Raw genomic sequence first — 15,577 nt, forward strand, 5'->3', positions numbered from 1 at the left:
GTCTATGTTATTGTGTATGTCATCTTGGCTTGCTTATGCCAAAGAATACAAACTGATCTTAAAAGATCATTTGTTTTATCCCGCTGAAATAAAAGTACCTGCCAATAAAAAGCTACGTTTACTCATCGAAAATCAAGATAGCACTCCTGAAGAGTTCGATAGCTTTGATTTAAACCGCGAAAAAGTGCTTTATCCTGGCCGAACCAGTGTGATTTATATCGGCCCACTAAGCCCTGGGCGTTATGACTTTTTTGGCGAATTTTCTCCTAATACGGCCCGAGGAACGGTTGTGGCTACGGAGGTAGATAATGCTGATAACTAGTTTATTAATGAGCATTAATCAGCTTTTACCGGTTGTGATTTTAGCCGTGTTACTCAGGTTGATAGTACCTCTTAATCAGCGACAATTAGGTCTATATGCTGTTATTGGCACCATTATTAGTTTGCTATTTGTACAAGGTGCGGCGACGATGAGCCAGTTGTTTGAACACCGTGGTTTAGAGTTCATTCAAATGTTGCTATGTATCATGATTTTTGTTGCTGCATTAATCAGTTGTCAACAAAACACTGTAGCCGCCGCCGCTGCTCTCATTGCAACAATGACCCTATATTTGAGCCATTACATGATTTACCTAGTCAGTTTTTGGCACAATAAAGATGCTGCTGAGCCTTTACTGCTTGGCACCTTTCTAGGAATAGGAATTTGTGTCAGCTTTGGTATTTTATTGTTCTTTTTGCTGGAAAGTGTTGCCAGACGAGCGAAAATGCAGCCATTGATTGTATTGCTTGCCTTAAATGCAACAGCAAAGTTATTAATATTTCTTGATTTAGCGAGTCAGGTCGATTTAATTGATGTGACTTCAAGCTATCTAGATTGGCGCAACTTTTTAGCCGAAAACTCAGAACTTGGCCGGGTGCTAAAAGCCTTAGTCGGTTACGAAGCCACGCCAAGTAAAACCGCGCTTTGGGTATATGTAATTGCGAGCGCCGTATTTATTGCCTTGGCTCGCGCTCTAAAAGTTAAACATAAAAAGGAGCCTGTATGCGGTTCTTAATAATCAGTTTTAGCTATCTGTTTGCAATTTGCTTTGCACACGTTGTCCATGCAGATGGCATGGTCGTTGATAAAGTATATCACCCTTACGTGTTACCTTTTGAACGTGAAGTTGAGTGGCGCTTAGTGTCTAGGCAAACCGATAACGGTAATGTGCTTGCACAGCGCGCAGGTTTTGGTGGTGCAATTAACGACACCATGAGCCTTGAAGGGTATTTAGTTGGCGAACGCGATGATAACGGTGACTTTGGCTTATCTTCATATGAGGTGGAGTTACGTTGGCAACTTGTAGAACAAGGGCGTTTATGGGCAGATTGGGGGGCACTATTTGAACTTGAAAAGCAGCACACTATAGATGCATACGAAGCGACGACTGGCTTTTTATGGGAAAAAGAGTTTGGTCGTACTAGCCTGACTATGAATGCATTTTTAGTGTATGAGTGGGGGGCTGATATAGAAAATGAATGGGAAAGTGAGTTCCGTTTGCAGTACCGTTATCGCTATCGCTCTGCATTTCAGCCATCAATAGAAGTTTATGCTGGCGAGGACTTTTTTGGTGTGGGCCCTGGTTTTATTGGTTTGCATCGTTTTAGTGCGAAGCGTCAATTAAAATGGGAAGCAGGATTTATAAGCGAATTATCGCAATCAGGCCGCGACCATAGCTTTCGCTTGGCTTTAGAGTTTGAGTTTTAATTTCGATAGTGTTTGACTTATTCAAGTAACTCTATATAGTAGGCACCAGCTAGAAAGAAAGCGTGTAATTAATAAATCTTTATTTCGTTGTTGTATAAGTAATACTTGTAGTACCGTCCTGAAGTTTTTAAGTACCATCTCATTTTTTGCTACACCCGCCCATTAGGGCATGTTTAATTTTTTTATATCAGGAATAATACTATGTCTAACATCGTATCAGGTACAGTTAAGTGGTTTAACGAATCTAAAGGTTTTGGTTTCATCGAGCAAGAAAATGGCCCAGACGTGTTTGCACACTTCAGCGCTATCAAAAGCGACGGTTTCAAAACTTTAGCTGAAGGCCAACGTGTAGAGTTCACTCTTTCACAAGGTCAAAAAGGCCCACAAGCGGATAACATCACTCCGTTATAATATTTGCTGAAAAGTAAATATTAAGAAGAAGCAAGCTAAGGCTTGCTTTTTTTGTGCCTAAAAATTGACTGAAGATATGAATATTTCTATATTTAATTCGGCTATCTAATGAGGATGTACGAATTATCATAAAGTATTTGTTTTTAGCTTGTCTTAGCTTTGCTCCGAGTTTGATGGCAAAACAAACTATCACCATTTATACAGAGCAATTTCCACCCTATAACTTTTCCAACAAAGGTCACCTAGAGGGTATTAACCTAGAGTTTGTTAGGGCAATGTGTGTGGATGCAGAGATTGAGTGTCAATTTGAGCTATTGCCTTGGCCTAGAGCCTATCATTTAGCGCAAAAAAAGCCATTGTCTGGTTTAGTGTCAACTGCGCGTATTACCGACAGAGAAGCACTATTTAATTGGATAGGCCCGCTTGCGTCATCAAAAAACTTCTTTTATCGCCTCAAATCTAATGAGCACATCAACCCGCGTGACCTAGCACAAGTAAAAGAATACAGCGTATGTACTGTTAGAGAGAGTATTTACGAAAACTTTTTAGAGAGCTTAGGGTTTAAAGCAGACAAGAACTTATTAAAAGTAAGTCATTACTATGAATGTATAAATCTGTTTTTAAAAAACAAGGTTGAACTAATTGTTGGCTCTGAGTTGTCATTTCGGTATTTATTAATGCAATACGGCCATTATGGGCAAGAGGTTGTCAAACTGGTTGAGTTACCGCTTGAGAGAACACAAGGTAACTTTTTAGCTCTTAATAAAGATATCCCTGATGAAATCTTATCAAAACTACAGACAAGTTATGATCGATTGATTCAGCGCGGTTTACTCGAAAAATATATTGCAGATTATTTTGTCCCAATAGAGTAAAGCTAGTTTGTTGTCATCATCACGTTTTGGTATTGGGTTGTTTTTGAAACCTCAACAAACGCTTGTTTAAGCGCCTTAATATAGCTTGGCTGCGTATTTAGGCTCGCAGCTAAATAACCTTTCATAGTTAAAAAGTCGATAGCGTAAGCAAAGCTAAAGCGGGCCTCATCTAGTGCTAGCTGCTCAGCCATTGCACTTATATAATTTTTATCATCAATAATTAAATCGACCTTGCCCGCCATTAATAACTGATATGATTTAGTGATGTCTGAGGTATATACCACGACATAACCTCGCTCAGTTAAGCGCTGAGCCGCTAGGTCATGTCGTTGCACGGCAATCTTGTATTGTTTAGCCTGTTCGTTTGAGGTGATGTTTATATCGCTGCGAGAGCTTAATTTAACAAAGCCCATTTGATAAGTTGCTATTTCTCCAATCCAATGAAATAGAGCTTCTCGTTCGGGAGTTTTAGCCATGCTAAAAATAAGTGTGTTCGGTTTCTTTAGTGCCATGTTGTAAGCACGTGCCCACGGATAGAGCTCAATATTTGCCTGTAAATTTGCTTTAGCAAAAATAGCTTTGACTAACTCGGTGCTGTCACCTGTTACTTGATTATTAATTAACGTTTGATTTGGCGGAGAAAGCTCAGTGACAACCGTAAGTGTTGGTGTACTGAAGGCAGGCCAACTGAGAAAAAATATCAGTATAAAAAGTTGAAAACGGTTCATGCGGATACTTAAAAAGACTTAGTAAATAAATCTTAGCACATAAAAACGATAAAAGGGCCTTGCGGCCCTTGGTGAAGTATCGTTCAAGTCAGATAGACCTTTAACCCCTTAAAGTTCTATCCTATTGTTTTGCAACTACGGCTCATCTCATTAAGTTTCTAAGCTAGCGAGAGGAAAAAACCTGCAATTGCTGCACTCATGAGGTTAGCCATAGATCCTGCTAACACTGCTCTGAGCCCTAAGCGTGCGATATCCTTTCGCCGACCAGGCGCCATACCGCCCAATCCACCTAGTAAAATTGCTATCGATGATAAGTTAGCAAACCCACATAACGCGAATGTGACAATCGCTTGTGTGTGCGCGCTTAACGTATCGCGATAATTAATAAAGTCGAGGTAAGCAACAAATTCGTTAACTACAACCTTCTGACCTATAAAACTGCCTGCGATTACTGCTTCGTTCCACGGTACACCTAATAACCATGCCACTGGAGCGAATACGTAACCTAAAATTTCTTGTAGCGTTAATGTTGGGTGATCAAACCAACCACCAATACCGCCTAATAGCCCATTTAGAAGTGCAATAAGTGCTACGAAAGCAAGTAACATCGCACCTACATTTAGTGCTAGTTGCATCCCGTTTGCGGCACCTGATGCTGCTGCATCAATTACGTTAACCGGTTTTTCTTCTTGTATCTCTAAATCTGCTAAATCTTCTTTTGGTGTTTCTGTCTCTGGCACAATCATTTTTGCCATTAAGAAGCCACCCGGTGCTGCCATAAAGCTGGCTGCAATTAAGTATTTAAGCTCTACACCAATTGTTACGTAACCTGCCATAACTGAACCAGCTACAGTAGCAAGACCACCAACCATTACCGCAAATAGCTCTGACTTTGTCATGCTGGCGATAAATGGTTTAACAATCAATGGTGCTTCTGTTTGGCCAACGAAAATATTGGCGGTTGCAGAAAGCGATTCAGGGCGCGAGGTTTTCAATAGCTTTTGTAAGCCACCGCCTAGAATCTTGATTATCCAATCCATCACCCCGATGTGATACAACACAGCAACCAGTGCTGAGAAGAACACAATAACGGGCAATACTTGTATCGCAAAAATAAACCCTAGGGTATCTTGCGATGCCAGTGAGCCAAACAAGAAGCTAATCCCGTCATTGGCATAACCAATAACTGATGACACTCCTCGAGACATACTTGCCAGTACGTTTTTACCCACTTCGAAGAACAAGACAAAGCCACCAATTAGCACTTGTAGCAAGAAGGCGATGCCTACTGTTCTTAAATTAATTGCTTTACGGTTCGTTGAAGCCGCGAAAGCAATGGCTAGTAGCACAACAATGCCTACTAAGCTCATAAATGTCGTCATACTGACTATTTCCCGTTGTTATTGTTGCAGTAAATATTTTATTTTACTTTTAATTATATCAATGGCAACGCGATTCATACCGCCGCGTGTGACTACGAGATCAGCTTTGTGCTTTGATGGCTCAATAAACTGATAAAACATAGGTCGCACTGTCGCTTGATATTGATCAACAACGGACTGTAATGTTCTGCCACGCTGCTCCATATCTCGTTGCATACGGCGCATAAGGCAGATATCTAACGGTGTATCAATGAACACCTTAATATCAAATTCTTTTCGAAGTGCCGGATCACTCAGTAGCAAAATACCTTCAACGATAAGTACTTTTGCAGGTGCCACTCGACGCGATTCATCGCTGCGGGTGTGCATTGCATAGTCATAAGTTGGTACGTCTACTGATTTTCCAGCGCGCAACTGAAGTAAGTGCTCATGCAAAAGCTCATGCTCGAAAGCATCAGGATGGTCGTAATTTGTTTGCGTTCGATGGTCAAACGGCAAATGCGACTGATCTTTGTAATAAGCATCTTCTTCGATCACTGCGATCGCGCCCGGTTCAAGCTCATTGACTAATTCGTTATAAATCGTCTTGCTAAAAAGAGACTTGCCCGACGCAGATGCGCCAGCAATAGCTATAATTGTTCGTGTCACTAAAGTTCTCGCCCACACAGAAGGAAACATTGTTAGGTAGATCACAATAGCAAAAAAGACACGATTAATCTCTTTTGCTTCGCTTAGAGATGCAAATTTATAATGTTTCTGTTTTATGAAACAGGACTTATGTCCTGTACCAAAAATTCGAAGAGCATATAAAGTAGCCACATATTGATAACGAGGTACCCATGGCAAGAGCACTTATCTTAATGGCAGATAGCCTAGGAATTGGCGCAGCACCCGACGCAGAGAAGTTTGGTGATGTAGGCGCAAATACCTTTGCTCATTTACTTAAAGCCTATGCAGAAGAAACCGGTGAGCAGTTATCGCTACCTAATCTTACCCGTTTAGGTTTAGCTGATGCATGCGAAGCCGCAGGTAAAGAACCTTGTTTAGTCAGTGACCGCCAAGCACCTATTGGCGCATGGGGTTACGCTAAAGAGTTATCAAGTGGTAAAGACACGCCTTCAGGTCATTGGGAAATGGCCGGCGTACCTGTGTTATTTGATTGGGGTTACTTCCCAAACACACAGCCGTGTTTTCCACAAGAATTTGTTGACGAGCTAATTGCTCGTGCTGGTATTCCGGGCATTTTAGGTAACTGCTATGCCTCAGGAACAACCATTTTAGAACAACTAGGTGAAGAGCACATGCAAACCGGTATGCCGATTTGCTACACCTCAGTTGATAGCGTGTTTCAAATAGCCGCGCACGAAGAATCATTTGGACTGGAGAAACTTTATCAGGTTTGCGAAATCGCACGGGCGCTGCTTGATGAAATGAACATAGGAAGAGTGATTGCGCGGCCATTTTTGGGTTCGAGCCGTGACGATTTTGCCCGCACAGGTAATCGTCGTGACTATTCGGTGCTACCACCGTCGCCAACCTTGCTAGATAAATTATCGCAAGACGGCGGTGAAGTGATAAGTATTGGTAAAATTGCCGATATCTATGCGCATCAAGGCATCACCCAAAAACACAAAGCGCCAGGGCTGATGAACTTACTTGAAAAAACCTCAGAAGTCATCGCAAGCGCACCTGATCATAGTTTGATTTTTACAAACTTAGTTGATTTTGATGAAAAGTACGGTCATCGCCGTAATGCAGTCGGCTATGCTAAAGCATTAAAAGAGTTTGATGATTACCTACCAACCATCTTAAATCAGCTAAATAGCGATGATGTGTTAATCATCACTGCCGATCACGGATGTGATCCAACAGCAGCAGGTACTGACCATACACGTGAATACGTGCCAGTCCTTGCTTACCAACCGGGGATGACAAACACCCCGCTTGGAGAACGAGCTAGTTTTGCAGACATAGGTCAAACCCTTGCCCAGTGGTTTAATCTTCCTGCACTTGAATACGGTGATAGCTTTAAAGATGAGCTATTAGCGAACAAAAAAGGAAACCAATAATGAGTACTCCTCATATCAGTGCCAATGTAGGCGAATTTGCAGAAACGGTATTAATGCCGGGTGATCCGCTTCGCGCTCAATACATTGCTGAAAACTTTTTAGATGACGCAAAACAAGTAACAGGCGTTCGTAATATGTATGGTTTTACCGGTACCTACAAAGGTAAACCAGTGAGTATTATGGGCTCTGGGATGGGTATTCCATCAATGTCAATTTATGCCCGTGAATTGATCGTTAGTTACGGCGTTAAAAATCTAATTCGTATTGGTACCTGTGGCGGTATTGGTAGCGACATCAAAATCCGTGACGTTATCTTTGCACAAGGTGCAAGCACAGATTCAAATGTAAACCGTGCACGCGTGCGTGGTTACGACTTTGCCGCTATTGCTGATTTTGGTTTATTACTTAATGGTGTAAACGCAGCAAAAGAATTAGGCATTGAAGCTAAGGTAGGTAATGTATTTACAACAGATACATTCTATCAAGCAGATAACACATTCTATCAAGAATTAGACAAGCTAGGCGTACTTGCTGTTGATATGGAAACAGCTGGCATGTACGGCGTAGCCGCTGAGTACGGCGCAAAAGCGATGGCACTATTTACTGTTAGTGACCACGTAATCACTGGTGAAGCAACACCAAGTGAAGAGCGTCAAAGCACTTTTAACGAAATGGTTAAAATTGCTTTAGAATCAATTTAAATAAGTTCCTTGGTAACGTATTCACTGAAATTTGGAAACACGCCCAAAGTGAAGTGAGACTAACCTCAAAGCCGCATTTATGCGGCTTTTTTTATAGCTGCGTATTTATCTCGCGTAAAATCCAGTTTGCATCTCGCAACCGCCCCTTAAAACTTGAAAATTCAAGCAATTGTTGCCACCTTTAATAGAGGAACAATACTCGAGGGTTTGTATGTCTAATTGGATTGAAGCAAAAGTTAAAGACGTTAAATGGTGGACCGACTCATTATTTAGCTTAATTGTTAATGCCGATGTAGAGCCATTCACGGCTGGGCAGTTTACAAAGCTTGCAATGCAAGTGGGTGATAAACGCGTAGCACGCGCATATTCTTACGTGAATGCACCAAATAATCCTGATCTTGAGTTTTATCTTATTAATGTTAAAGACGGACAACTTTCTCAACAGCTTGCACAATTAAAGCCGGGCGACTCAGTGACAATTGAGCGTCGTGCTACAGGCTTTTTTACTCTTGATGAAGTGCCAAGCAGTGAACAGCTATATATGCTGAGCACAGGAACGGCGCTAGGGCCTTTTATATCAATATTAGAGCAGGGCGAAGTGTGGCAAAAGTTTGAGCATGTTCATTTGGTGCATGGTGTACGTTTTAACGAGGACTTAAGCTATCAAGAGCGAATCAAAGCGCTCCAGCATCAGTACCCAAATCTTTACTATTCGCCTGTAGTCAGCCGAGAGTCAGCCACTGTGGGATTTAATGGCCGGATCACAGATGTGATCAAAGACCGTCGTTTATTTCAAGTTATAGACCGTCCTGTTGCTCCCGACACCACACAGTTTATGATTTGCGGTAATCCAGAAATGGTAAAAGATACCACGGCTATTTTGTTAGAGCTTGGTTTTAGCCGTAATAGACGTCGTGAACCTGGGCAGATCACAGTAGAGCAATATTGGTAAAAAACTATGCCAAACAGCTATAATTTGCTACCTTAGCGCCTTTATTGAGGCATGATGCATTTAGGAAAATTATGAAACCGTTATTTTTTGCCATCAGTTTACTATTCACATGGCAGGTTTTTGCTAGTGACCAAACTAGTGAACAAAGCCAGCAACAAACCGAACAAAAAACAGAAAAGAAAGATGTTGCACGTTTAGAATTTATTGAAGACAAAGCTACAGAGAGCGAAAGCTCTGCGGTAATTAAAAGCCAAACTGAAGTAACTAAACCAGAAGTAACTAAACCAGAAGCCGTTAATAAGGACACTGAAAAGAAAGAAGCGGCAACCGCGACGGTTGCCGAAGCTGATGATAGTAAGGTAATAGGCTCTGTAAACCCGGCACCTGCTGCGCAACCTAAAACCGCAGCTGAAAAGCAAGAAGCAGTTGCTGAAGCAACAAAAGCAGTAAACCAAGCTAAAGAAGCCTTAACAGCCAAACAGCAAGAAAAAGCTCGTCAGTCACGAGAATCTATGGCTGTAATCGAGCAAGTTATTGCAGCGTACAACGCTCGTAATATCGATGCATTTATCAAAATGTATGATGAAAATGTAGAGTTTTATACGTTTCCAAATGAGCTTATGTTTACCGGTAAAGAAAAGCTAATTGCACGATACGGTATTATGTTTAAAAAATTAAAGTGCATTAAGTCTTCACCGATAAAACGCATTGTGCACGGTAATATAGTGATTGATCATGAACTATCAGAGACTTGTTCTGAGGATCCCAAAGTCGTTGATAAGCGAGCCGAGTTTGTAACTAGTTATCAAGTCGAAAACGGCAAAATAACCAAAGTGTTATTCTTCCGATAGAAAAAAGAGCAGCCTAGCTGCTCTTTTTTTATGGGTGAAAGTTAGTGGGTTCAAGTTAGCAAGAGTAAAGTTAGCAAGTTACAAGGGGAAAGATGCGAGTAACGAGGTAGCAGCGATTTTACATCGCGTCTTAGAACCTAAATCCTAGCGCCTATTGCGCGGGATAAACCCGCTGCTACATGTAGGCGTGAAACTTGTTTCGCGCGTCCGTCTGACTGACCGCTCTTTTCTACGTTCAATTCGGCACTAAAGTACCTCCTACAATGCCTCGAACAAGGTTTTCATTGCAGAGAAAAACACTCGAACTAACCAACCCCGCCGTTCGACTGACATCTAATATCTGACCTCTAACGGCTAAAAGCCAGCGATTTTACATCGCGTCCTAGCACCTAAATCCTAGAGCCTAAATCCTAAATCCTAGCGCCTATGACGCGGGATAAACCCGCTGCTACATGGGGTTAGGCTAAACCGTTTCATTTAACAACGAATTAAAGCTGTCGTTGTCGTGAAGGCTGGCAAAAGCGCTTTCGTGTAATAGCTCGTTACGAAGGTTGGGTGAGTATTCAAGTGCCATACGAATATCGGCCATCGCATCAGCATGTTTATGAAGTAATGCATAAGCACACGCACGTTGCCAGTATGCATAGCCATAGTCACTGTCTATTTCGAGGGCTTGATTACATAGCTCAATAGCCTCACCCGTTTCATTTATTTCTAACAGTGCATCTGCTTTATAGGCAATCGCTTCTACATCTTCAGGCTTACGTTTTAATATTTCGTCAAAAATTTCTACTTTATTGGCAACATCACTTTCTAAGTTAGCACGCATCCACAGTGAATGAACTTCGTTAGTGATCGAGATTTTTTGCTGATTTAATAAGATCTCTTCAGATCGCTCACGTAGTTTTTCTTCAAGAACTTTTAAGCGCTCTTCGTATTCTTTAGTGATGGCACTAACACGTGTATTTACAATATCTTCTACTTTGTTTTTCACATCACGCAGTGAATTCCAACCAACTAAAACCAAAATTGAGGCAGTAATTGTAATAATGAAAAACACATTATTGATGGTGTCTGTCGTGTAGGTTAACGCGCGATCAGCTGTATCTAACTGTGTATGAGTGACTTGCTTAGTGACATCTTCTCTCAGTTTTTGCTGATCTTGGCGAACTGCTTTTAACTCATCAAGAATATAACGCTCTAAAAGAGGCTTATACATTGGTTCTTGAAGGTTATTCAGTGCTTGTTGTTGTTCGGCTTCACTAAGGGCTGGGCGGTTTTCAGGTTCATTTTGGGCTGCCGCTAGCGTATGAAAGCTCATTAAAAAAGTGATTAAAATTAAGATATAACGCATAACTTATTTATGTTTAGTGAATTCTAGGTTCACTTTAACATGCGTGAGCACTGGGGACTAGGCAAAAAAAAGCCAACTCGGGGGAGAGCTGGCCAAACTGCTTAAACAACATAAAGTCGTAAGGGGTATCAACAGGAGTTAGGTATAAATATACCTGTGTCTATCTGAACAACCACTTAATACTAAAAGGTTTTTTAAATATTCAAAGTCAGTCTTTAAGAATGGCTATGTTCGTCTAGACTTAAGTTGATGTAAAACTAAAAGGTGATGGTATGCGCCAACAACTAGTCCAACTGCTCTATGGAGTATCAATTTCCTCTGATCTTGACAGTGGTAATGTTGAATTAGCTGAACGCTTAATCCTTAATGCTGTTCTTGATGGCCTAGAAATAGGCAGAGCTGGGATCTGGCTTCTAAATGCCGAAAACACCGCCATTGAGTGCCGATTATTACTTGATAGAGAGAATAATCAGGAAATTCAGACACTGGTTCTTCCACGCGATGCATATCCAGCATATTTTAAAGCGCTCGATACCCAGCGAACGATCACCGCAGAAGATGCCCATACCGATCCAGCCACCTTTGAGTTTAGTGAAAGCTACCTGAAACCGCTTAATATTGGCGCTATGCTCGATGCGCCGATTCGCTATAAAGGTAAAATGATCGGAATATTCTGTTGTGAGCATATTGGTGGAGCAAGGCACTGGAGTGAAGATGAGTGTTCATTTATCGGTGCATTAGCAGATTTATATGGCAGAGCACTGTCGGCTCAAGAAAATGAACGAACCAATGCAAAGCTTGAACGTGCCAATCAATTATTAGAGCAACGGGTGGCAGAGCGTACTCGCACGCTTGAAGTGACCTTATCTGAATTGACGACCATGCAAGAAAAGTTGATCGAATCAGAAAAAATGGCTTCGCTTGGTAACCTTGTAGCGGGTATAGCACATGAAGTAAATACCCCAATTGGCATTGCAGTCACCGCGAATAGCTCCGCAAAAGATAAACTTAATACCTTAAATAAATTAATAGAGTCTAATACGTTAACTAAAACGGCATTACTTGAAGGAATGAATCACTTAAATGAATGTTTTAAGATTTCTTTTGCAAATCTTGAGCGCGCGGCAAAGCTAATTAGTGATTTTAAGCAAACAGCTGTTGACCAATCATCTTTGAACTTACTTGAAACAAACATCAAAGACTACCTTGAAAATATTTTACATAGTTTAATGCCATTAACCCGAAGTCATAATATCGAAGTCGATATTCAATGTAATGACGACCTTAAGCTAATAACTGTACCTGGGGCATTAAGCCAAATTTTTCTGAATCTTGTTAACAACAGTTGTGTACATGGGTTTGTGGGCAGAGATCAAAATAAAATAACAATATCAGTAACCGTTGATAAACAAAGCGATACCTACTCTATTTGCTATTTAGACAATGGACATGGCATGAGTGAAGATGTAATGCATAAAGTGTTTGAGCCATTCTTCACCACCAAACGTGGCAATGGCGGTAGTGGTTTGGGTATGTCGATAGTTTATAACCTTGCAACGCAAGCACTGCAAGGTGAAGTAAGCATCGATAGCAAGCCAAATAACGGCGTTACTGTTACCTTCAAATTGCCGCAAAAACTTGCATAACTAATTAATTTTTAAACAAGTTGCAGGCTAAATAATCTGGTGACTGGGTAATAAAATTAAAAATTAATCAGTTTGCTTGGCAAGGCAAGAAATATCAGTGCATTTGTTGTCTTTGCAAAACTGTTTAATACGTTTCTTAGAATATAAATAATTAATGCTTAAAGGTGTGATTAACAGCGCCAGCCAAAACAACACCGAGCTTCTAAAGGTTAGCCCCACAAGCGAAGCAACTACCAGCCCCGTTAACATCAAAATAGGCAAATTGGCGATAAAAAAGTTAATGCTTAGTTGTCTAGCAACTTCAGGATTAATGGTTTTCATAAGGGCTACTCGCTGTTTAATAATACCCTTATAAAATGGACGGTTTTGCAAAATGAATCAAATCAGATTTTTCTATCGGTGCAATCGATTTAAAACTATGTTCTTAATCTAGCTTTATCGAAGTACAACTCCTATAGTTTTAAACAACAGGAACTTATTTGCTATTAGTTATTCATAACTATTAGAAAATCTCTCTTTATGACGAAAGGGATAAAAGTGAACTTTTAGCGTTTCGTCATATTTTTAGCTTATGAGGAGCATATAATGAGTAATGGAAAAACGGGCCAGTGCCCGGTAATGCATGGTAGTAACACTGTCACCGCTCAATCAAATACCGACTGGTGGCCAAACGCACTCAATTTCGACATTCTTCATCAACACGACAGCAAAACGAATCCTTACGGCAAAGACTTTAATTACGCAGAAGCATTCAAATCTCTAGACCTTGAAGCCGTTAAAACCGATTTAAAAAACCTAATGACCGAAAGCCAAGAATGGTGGCCTGCTGACTGGGGCCATTACGGTGGTTTAATGATCCGTATGGCGTGGCACTCAGCGGGTTCATACCGTTTAGAAGATGGTCGCGGCGGCGGTGGTACGGGTAACCAACGCTTTGCACCATTAAATTCATGGCCAGATAACGCCAACCTAGATAAAGCACGTCGTTTACTTTGGCCAATTAAAAAGAAATACGGTAACAAACTTTCTTGGGCTGATTTAATGATCTTAGCCGGTAATATGGCTTACGAATCAATGGGTTTAAAAACTTTTGGCTTTGCTGGTGGCCGCGAAGATATTTGGCACCCAGAAAAAGACGTTTACTGGGGCGCGGAAAAAGAATGGTTAGCACCCAGTGATGAGCGCTATTCAAATGTAGCTAAACCAGACACCATGGAAAACCCATTAGCAGCGGTACAAATGGGCTTAATTTATGTAAACCCAGAAGGGGTGAATGGCAACCCTGATCCGCTTAAAACGGCTGAACAAGTTCGCGAAACATTTGCCCGTATGGCAATGGATGACGAAGAAACTGCCGCACTTACAGTGGGTGGTCATACCGTGGGTAAAACTCATGGTAATGGTAGCGAAGAAAACGTTGGCCCTGAGCCAGAAGCGGCTGATGTGTTTGAGCAAGGCCTAGGCTGGAACAATCATAACTCACGCGGTATTGGCCGCGATACCATGACATCAGGCATCGAAGGTGCGTGGACAACTCACCCAACCAAATGGGATAACGGTTATTGCTACTTGCTGCTTAATTATGAGTGGGAGCTTAAGAAGAGCCCTGCAGGTGCGTGGCAATGGGAACCAATCGATATTAAAGAAGAAGACAAACCAGTTGATGTAGAAGATCCATCAATTCGTTTAAATCCTATTATGACCGACGCCGATATGGCAATGAAGATGGACCCAACCTATCGTAAGATTATCGAGCGTTTTAACGATGATTTTGAATACTTTAGTGATGTGTTTGCACGTGCATGGTTCAAGCTGACGCACCGCGACTTAGGTCCTAAATCACGTTATTTGGGTGCCGATGTACCAAGCGAAGATCTGATCTGGCAAGATCCGATCCCAGCGGTGGATTACACCTTATCAGACAGCGAAATTAGCGAGCTTAAAACCAAGCTACTTAACTGTGGTGTAAGCCAAGCAGACTTAATTGCAACAGCATGGGATAGCGCTCGTACTTACCGTGGTTCAGACCATCGCGGTGGTGCAAATGGTGCACGTATTCGCCTAGCACCGCAAAAAGATTGGCAAGGTAACGAGCCTGAGCGTTTAGCTAAAGTATTAAGCGCACTTGAGTCAGTACAAGCGGGTTTAAGCAAACCAGTAAGCCTCGCTGATTTAATTGTACTTGGTGGCTCTGCTGCGGTTGAACAAGCTGCAAAAGCAGCGGGTGTTGACGTCACCGTACCATTTGCCCCGGGTCGTGGTGATGCCACAGACGAGATGACAGATGCAGACTCGTTCGACGTACTTGAGCCAATTCACGATGGATTCCGTAACTGGTTGAAGAAAGACTATGCGGTTTCAGCAGAAGAGCTAATGTTAGAGCGTACGCAATTAATGGGCTTAACAGCACCAGAAATGACCGCTCTTGTTGGTGGTATGCGTGTACTTGGCACTAACCACGGCGGCTCTAAGCATGGCGTGTTTACAGATAATGTAGGCACACTTAGCACAGACTTTTTCGTAAACCTAACTGACATGGCTTACACATGGAAGCCAACAGGCAATGGTCTTTACGATATTGTCGAGCGCAGCACAGGTGCAACTAAATGGACAGCAACACGCGTTGATTTAGTGTTTGGCTCAAACTCAATCCTACGCTCTTACGCAGAGTTTTACGCACAAGACGACAACAAAGAGCGTTTTGTGAAAGACTTTGTCGACGCATGGGTAAAAGTAATGAATGCCGATCGCTTTGATATTTAATTTAAAATTCCTTTAAGTACAAAGGCTACACAATGTGTAGCCTTTTTTAATGTAGGGAAGTTAGCGAGTTACAAGGGGAAAGGGGAAAGTTACGAGGG

General features: G+C 41.6%; 16 protein-coding genes. 11 read left to right on the forward strand and 5 right to left on the reverse strand.

The genetic code is table 11. From position 1 onward, the window contains the following. The first annotated feature begins 4 nt into the window (after window positions 1-4). From E5N72_RS19135 to E5N72_RS19155, 5 genes are all read left to right on the forward strand, one after another. Complete coding sequence (locus tag E5N72_RS19135) at window positions 5-322, forward strand: cupredoxin domain-containing protein (RefSeq protein ID WP_135926956.1); 318 nt, start codon at window positions 5-7, stop codon at window positions 320-322. Then, on the forward strand, window positions 309-1,055 hold the full coding sequence (locus tag E5N72_RS19140; RefSeq protein ID WP_135926696.1) for an iron transporter: 747 nt from the start codon (window positions 309-311) through the stop codon (window positions 1,053-1,055). Before E5N72_RS19135 ends, E5N72_RS19140 begins: the two co-directional genes overlap by 14 nt. Continuing rightward, window positions 1,043-1,747, forward strand: a complete 705-nt coding sequence (locus tag E5N72_RS19145; protein ID WP_135926697.1) for a hypothetical protein — start codon at window positions 1,043-1,045, stop codon at window positions 1,745-1,747. The genes E5N72_RS19140 and E5N72_RS19145 overlap by 13 nt, the downstream gene beginning before the upstream one ends. A 201-nt stretch (window positions 1,748-1,948) precedes the next feature. Then, window positions 1,949-2,158 carry a cold-shock protein gene (locus E5N72_RS19150; protein ID WP_036972536.1) on the forward strand — a complete coding sequence of 70 codons (210 nt, stop codon included), beginning with the start codon at window positions 1,949-1,951 and terminating at the stop codon, window positions 2,156-2,158. Between the two features lie 173 nt (window positions 2,159-2,331). Next, complete coding sequence (locus tag E5N72_RS19155; protein ID WP_135926698.1) at window positions 2,332-3,033, forward strand: transporter substrate-binding domain-containing protein; 702 nt, start codon at window positions 2,332-2,334, stop codon at window positions 3,031-3,033. A gap of 2 nt (window positions 3,034-3,035) precedes the next feature. On the opposite strand, the gene E5N72_RS19160 is transcribed toward E5N72_RS19155, so the two are convergent. The 3 genes from E5N72_RS19160 to udk form a co-directional block, all read right to left on the reverse strand. Then, entirely contained in the window at window positions 3,036-3,761 is a 726-nt protein-coding gene (locus E5N72_RS19160) for a transporter substrate-binding domain-containing protein (RefSeq protein ID WP_135926699.1), read from the reverse strand. Between the two features lie 158 nt (window positions 3,762-3,919). After that, on the reverse strand, window positions 3,920-5,143 hold the full coding sequence (locus tag E5N72_RS19165) for a NupC/NupG family nucleoside CNT transporter (protein WP_135926700.1): 1,224 nt from the start codon (window positions 5,141-5,143) through the stop codon (window positions 3,920-3,922). Between the two features lie 18 nt (window positions 5,144-5,161). Next, the gene (udk, locus tag E5N72_RS19170; protein WP_135926701.1) at window positions 5,162-5,791 is read right to left on the reverse strand and encodes a uridine kinase; all 630 of its coding nucleotides are present in this window, start codon (window positions 5,789-5,791) and stop codon (window positions 5,162-5,164) included. A gap of 191 nt (window positions 5,792-5,982) precedes the next feature. Between udk and E5N72_RS19175 the strand changes: the two genes are divergently transcribed. From E5N72_RS19175 to E5N72_RS19190, 4 genes are all read left to right on the forward strand, one after another. Further along, window positions 5,983-7,212 (forward strand): phosphopentomutase, encoded by a 1,230-nt coding sequence (locus E5N72_RS19175; RefSeq protein ID WP_135926702.1) that lies wholly within the window; start codon window positions 5,983-5,985, stop codon window positions 7,210-7,212. Then, a complete protein-coding gene (gene deoD / locus E5N72_RS19180; protein ID WP_036972525.1) occupies window positions 7,212-7,913 on the forward strand; it encodes a purine-nucleoside phosphorylase in 702 nt (233 codons plus the stop codon). Before E5N72_RS19175 ends, deoD begins: the two co-directional genes overlap by 1 nt. 211 nt (window positions 7,914-8,124) lie before the next feature. After that, a complete protein-coding gene (locus E5N72_RS19185) occupies window positions 8,125-8,865 on the forward strand; it encodes a ferredoxin--NADP reductase (RefSeq protein ID WP_135926703.1) in 741 nt (246 codons plus the stop codon). Between the two features lie 71 nt (window positions 8,866-8,936). Then, on the forward strand, window positions 8,937-9,716 hold the full coding sequence (locus E5N72_RS19190) for a nuclear transport factor 2 family protein (RefSeq protein WP_135926704.1): 780 nt from the start codon (window positions 8,937-8,939) through the stop codon (window positions 9,714-9,716). Between the two features lie 463 nt (window positions 9,717-10,179). Here the strand turns inward: E5N72_RS19190 and E5N72_RS19195 are convergent, their stop codons facing one another. Beyond that, window positions 10,180-11,070: a tetratricopeptide repeat protein gene (locus tag E5N72_RS19195; protein ID WP_135926705.1), complete on the reverse strand. Its 891-nt coding sequence runs from the start codon at window positions 11,068-11,070 to the stop codon at window positions 10,180-10,182. A gap of 272 nt (window positions 11,071-11,342) precedes the next feature. Here E5N72_RS19195 and E5N72_RS19200 point away from each other — a divergent pair, with 272 nt between their 5' ends. Next, window positions 11,343-12,716 (forward strand): GAF domain-containing sensor histidine kinase, encoded by a 1,374-nt coding sequence (locus tag E5N72_RS19200; RefSeq protein ID WP_135926706.1) that lies wholly within the window; start codon window positions 11,343-11,345, stop codon window positions 12,714-12,716. A 63-nt stretch (window positions 12,717-12,779) separates the two neighbouring features. Here the strand turns inward: E5N72_RS19200 and E5N72_RS19205 are convergent, their stop codons facing one another. Beyond that, window positions 12,780-13,037 carry a hypothetical protein gene (locus E5N72_RS19205; protein WP_135926707.1) on the reverse strand — a complete coding sequence of 86 codons (258 nt, stop codon included), beginning with the start codon at window positions 13,035-13,037 and terminating at the stop codon, window positions 12,780-12,782. A gap of 264 nt (window positions 13,038-13,301) precedes the next feature. On the opposite strand from E5N72_RS19205, the gene katG reads away from it, so the two are divergent. Beyond that, window positions 13,302-15,479, forward strand: coding sequence for a catalase/peroxidase HPI (gene katG / locus E5N72_RS19210; protein WP_135926708.1), 2,178 nt, complete (start codon window positions 13,302-13,304; stop codon window positions 15,477-15,479). The last annotated feature ends 98 nt before the right edge of the window (window positions 15,480-15,577 follow it).

The organism is Pseudoalteromonas sp. MEBiC 03607 (assembly GCF_004792295.1).
In the GTDB taxonomy this organism is placed as follows: domain Bacteria; phylum Pseudomonadota; class Gammaproteobacteria; order Enterobacterales; family Alteromonadaceae; genus Pseudoalteromonas; species Pseudoalteromonas lipolytica_C.

Bases quoted from the DNA above. Each gene is read 5' to 3' on its own strand.
- E5N72_RS19190 (WP_135926704.1), top strand. From the start codon at position 8,937: ATGAAACCGTTATTTTTTGCCATCAGTTTACTATTCACATGGCAGGTT.
- E5N72_RS19150 (WP_036972536.1), top strand. From the start codon at position 1,949: ATGTCTAACATCGTATCAGGTACAGTTAAGTGGTTTAACGAATCTAAA.
- E5N72_RS19200 (WP_135926706.1), top strand. From the start codon at position 11,343: ATGCGCCAACAACTAGTCCAACTGCTCTATGGAGTATCAATTTCCTCT.
- E5N72_RS19185 (WP_135926703.1), top strand. From the start codon at position 8,125: ATGTCTAATTGGATTGAAGCAAAAGTTAAAGACGTTAAATGGTGGACC.
- E5N72_RS19145 (WP_135926697.1), top strand. From the start codon at position 1,043: ATGCGGTTCTTAATAATCAGTTTTAGCTATCTGTTTGCAATTTGCTTT.
- E5N72_RS19160 (WP_135926699.1), bottom strand. From the start codon at position 3,761: ATGAACCGTTTTCAACTTTTTATACTGATATTTTTTCTCAGTTGGCCT.
- E5N72_RS19165 (WP_135926700.1), bottom strand. From the start codon at position 5,143: ATGACGACATTTATGAGCTTAGTAGGCATTGTTGTGCTACTAGCCATT.
- deoD (WP_036972525.1), top strand. From the start codon at position 7,212: ATGAGTACTCCTCATATCAGTGCCAATGTAGGCGAATTTGCAGAAACG.
- E5N72_RS19155 (WP_135926698.1), top strand. From the start codon at position 2,332: ATGGCAAAACAAACTATCACCATTTATACAGAGCAATTTCCACCCTAT.
- E5N72_RS19135 (WP_135926956.1), top strand. From the start codon at position 5: ATGTTATTGTGTATGTCATCTTGGCTTGCTTATGCCAAAGAATACAAA.
- katG (WP_135926708.1), top strand. From the start codon at position 13,302: ATGAGTAATGGAAAAACGGGCCAGTGCCCGGTAATGCATGGTAGTAAC.
- E5N72_RS19195 (WP_135926705.1), bottom strand. From the start codon at position 11,070: ATGCGTTATATCTTAATTTTAATCACTTTTTTAATGAGCTTTCATACG.
- E5N72_RS19140 (WP_135926696.1), top strand. From the start codon at position 309: ATGCTGATAACTAGTTTATTAATGAGCATTAATCAGCTTTTACCGGTT.
- E5N72_RS19175 (WP_135926702.1), top strand. From the start codon at position 5,983: ATGGCAAGAGCACTTATCTTAATGGCAGATAGCCTAGGAATTGGCGCA.
- E5N72_RS19205 (WP_135926707.1), bottom strand. From the start codon at position 13,037: ATGAAAACCATTAATCCTGAAGTTGCTAGACAACTAAGCATTAACTTT.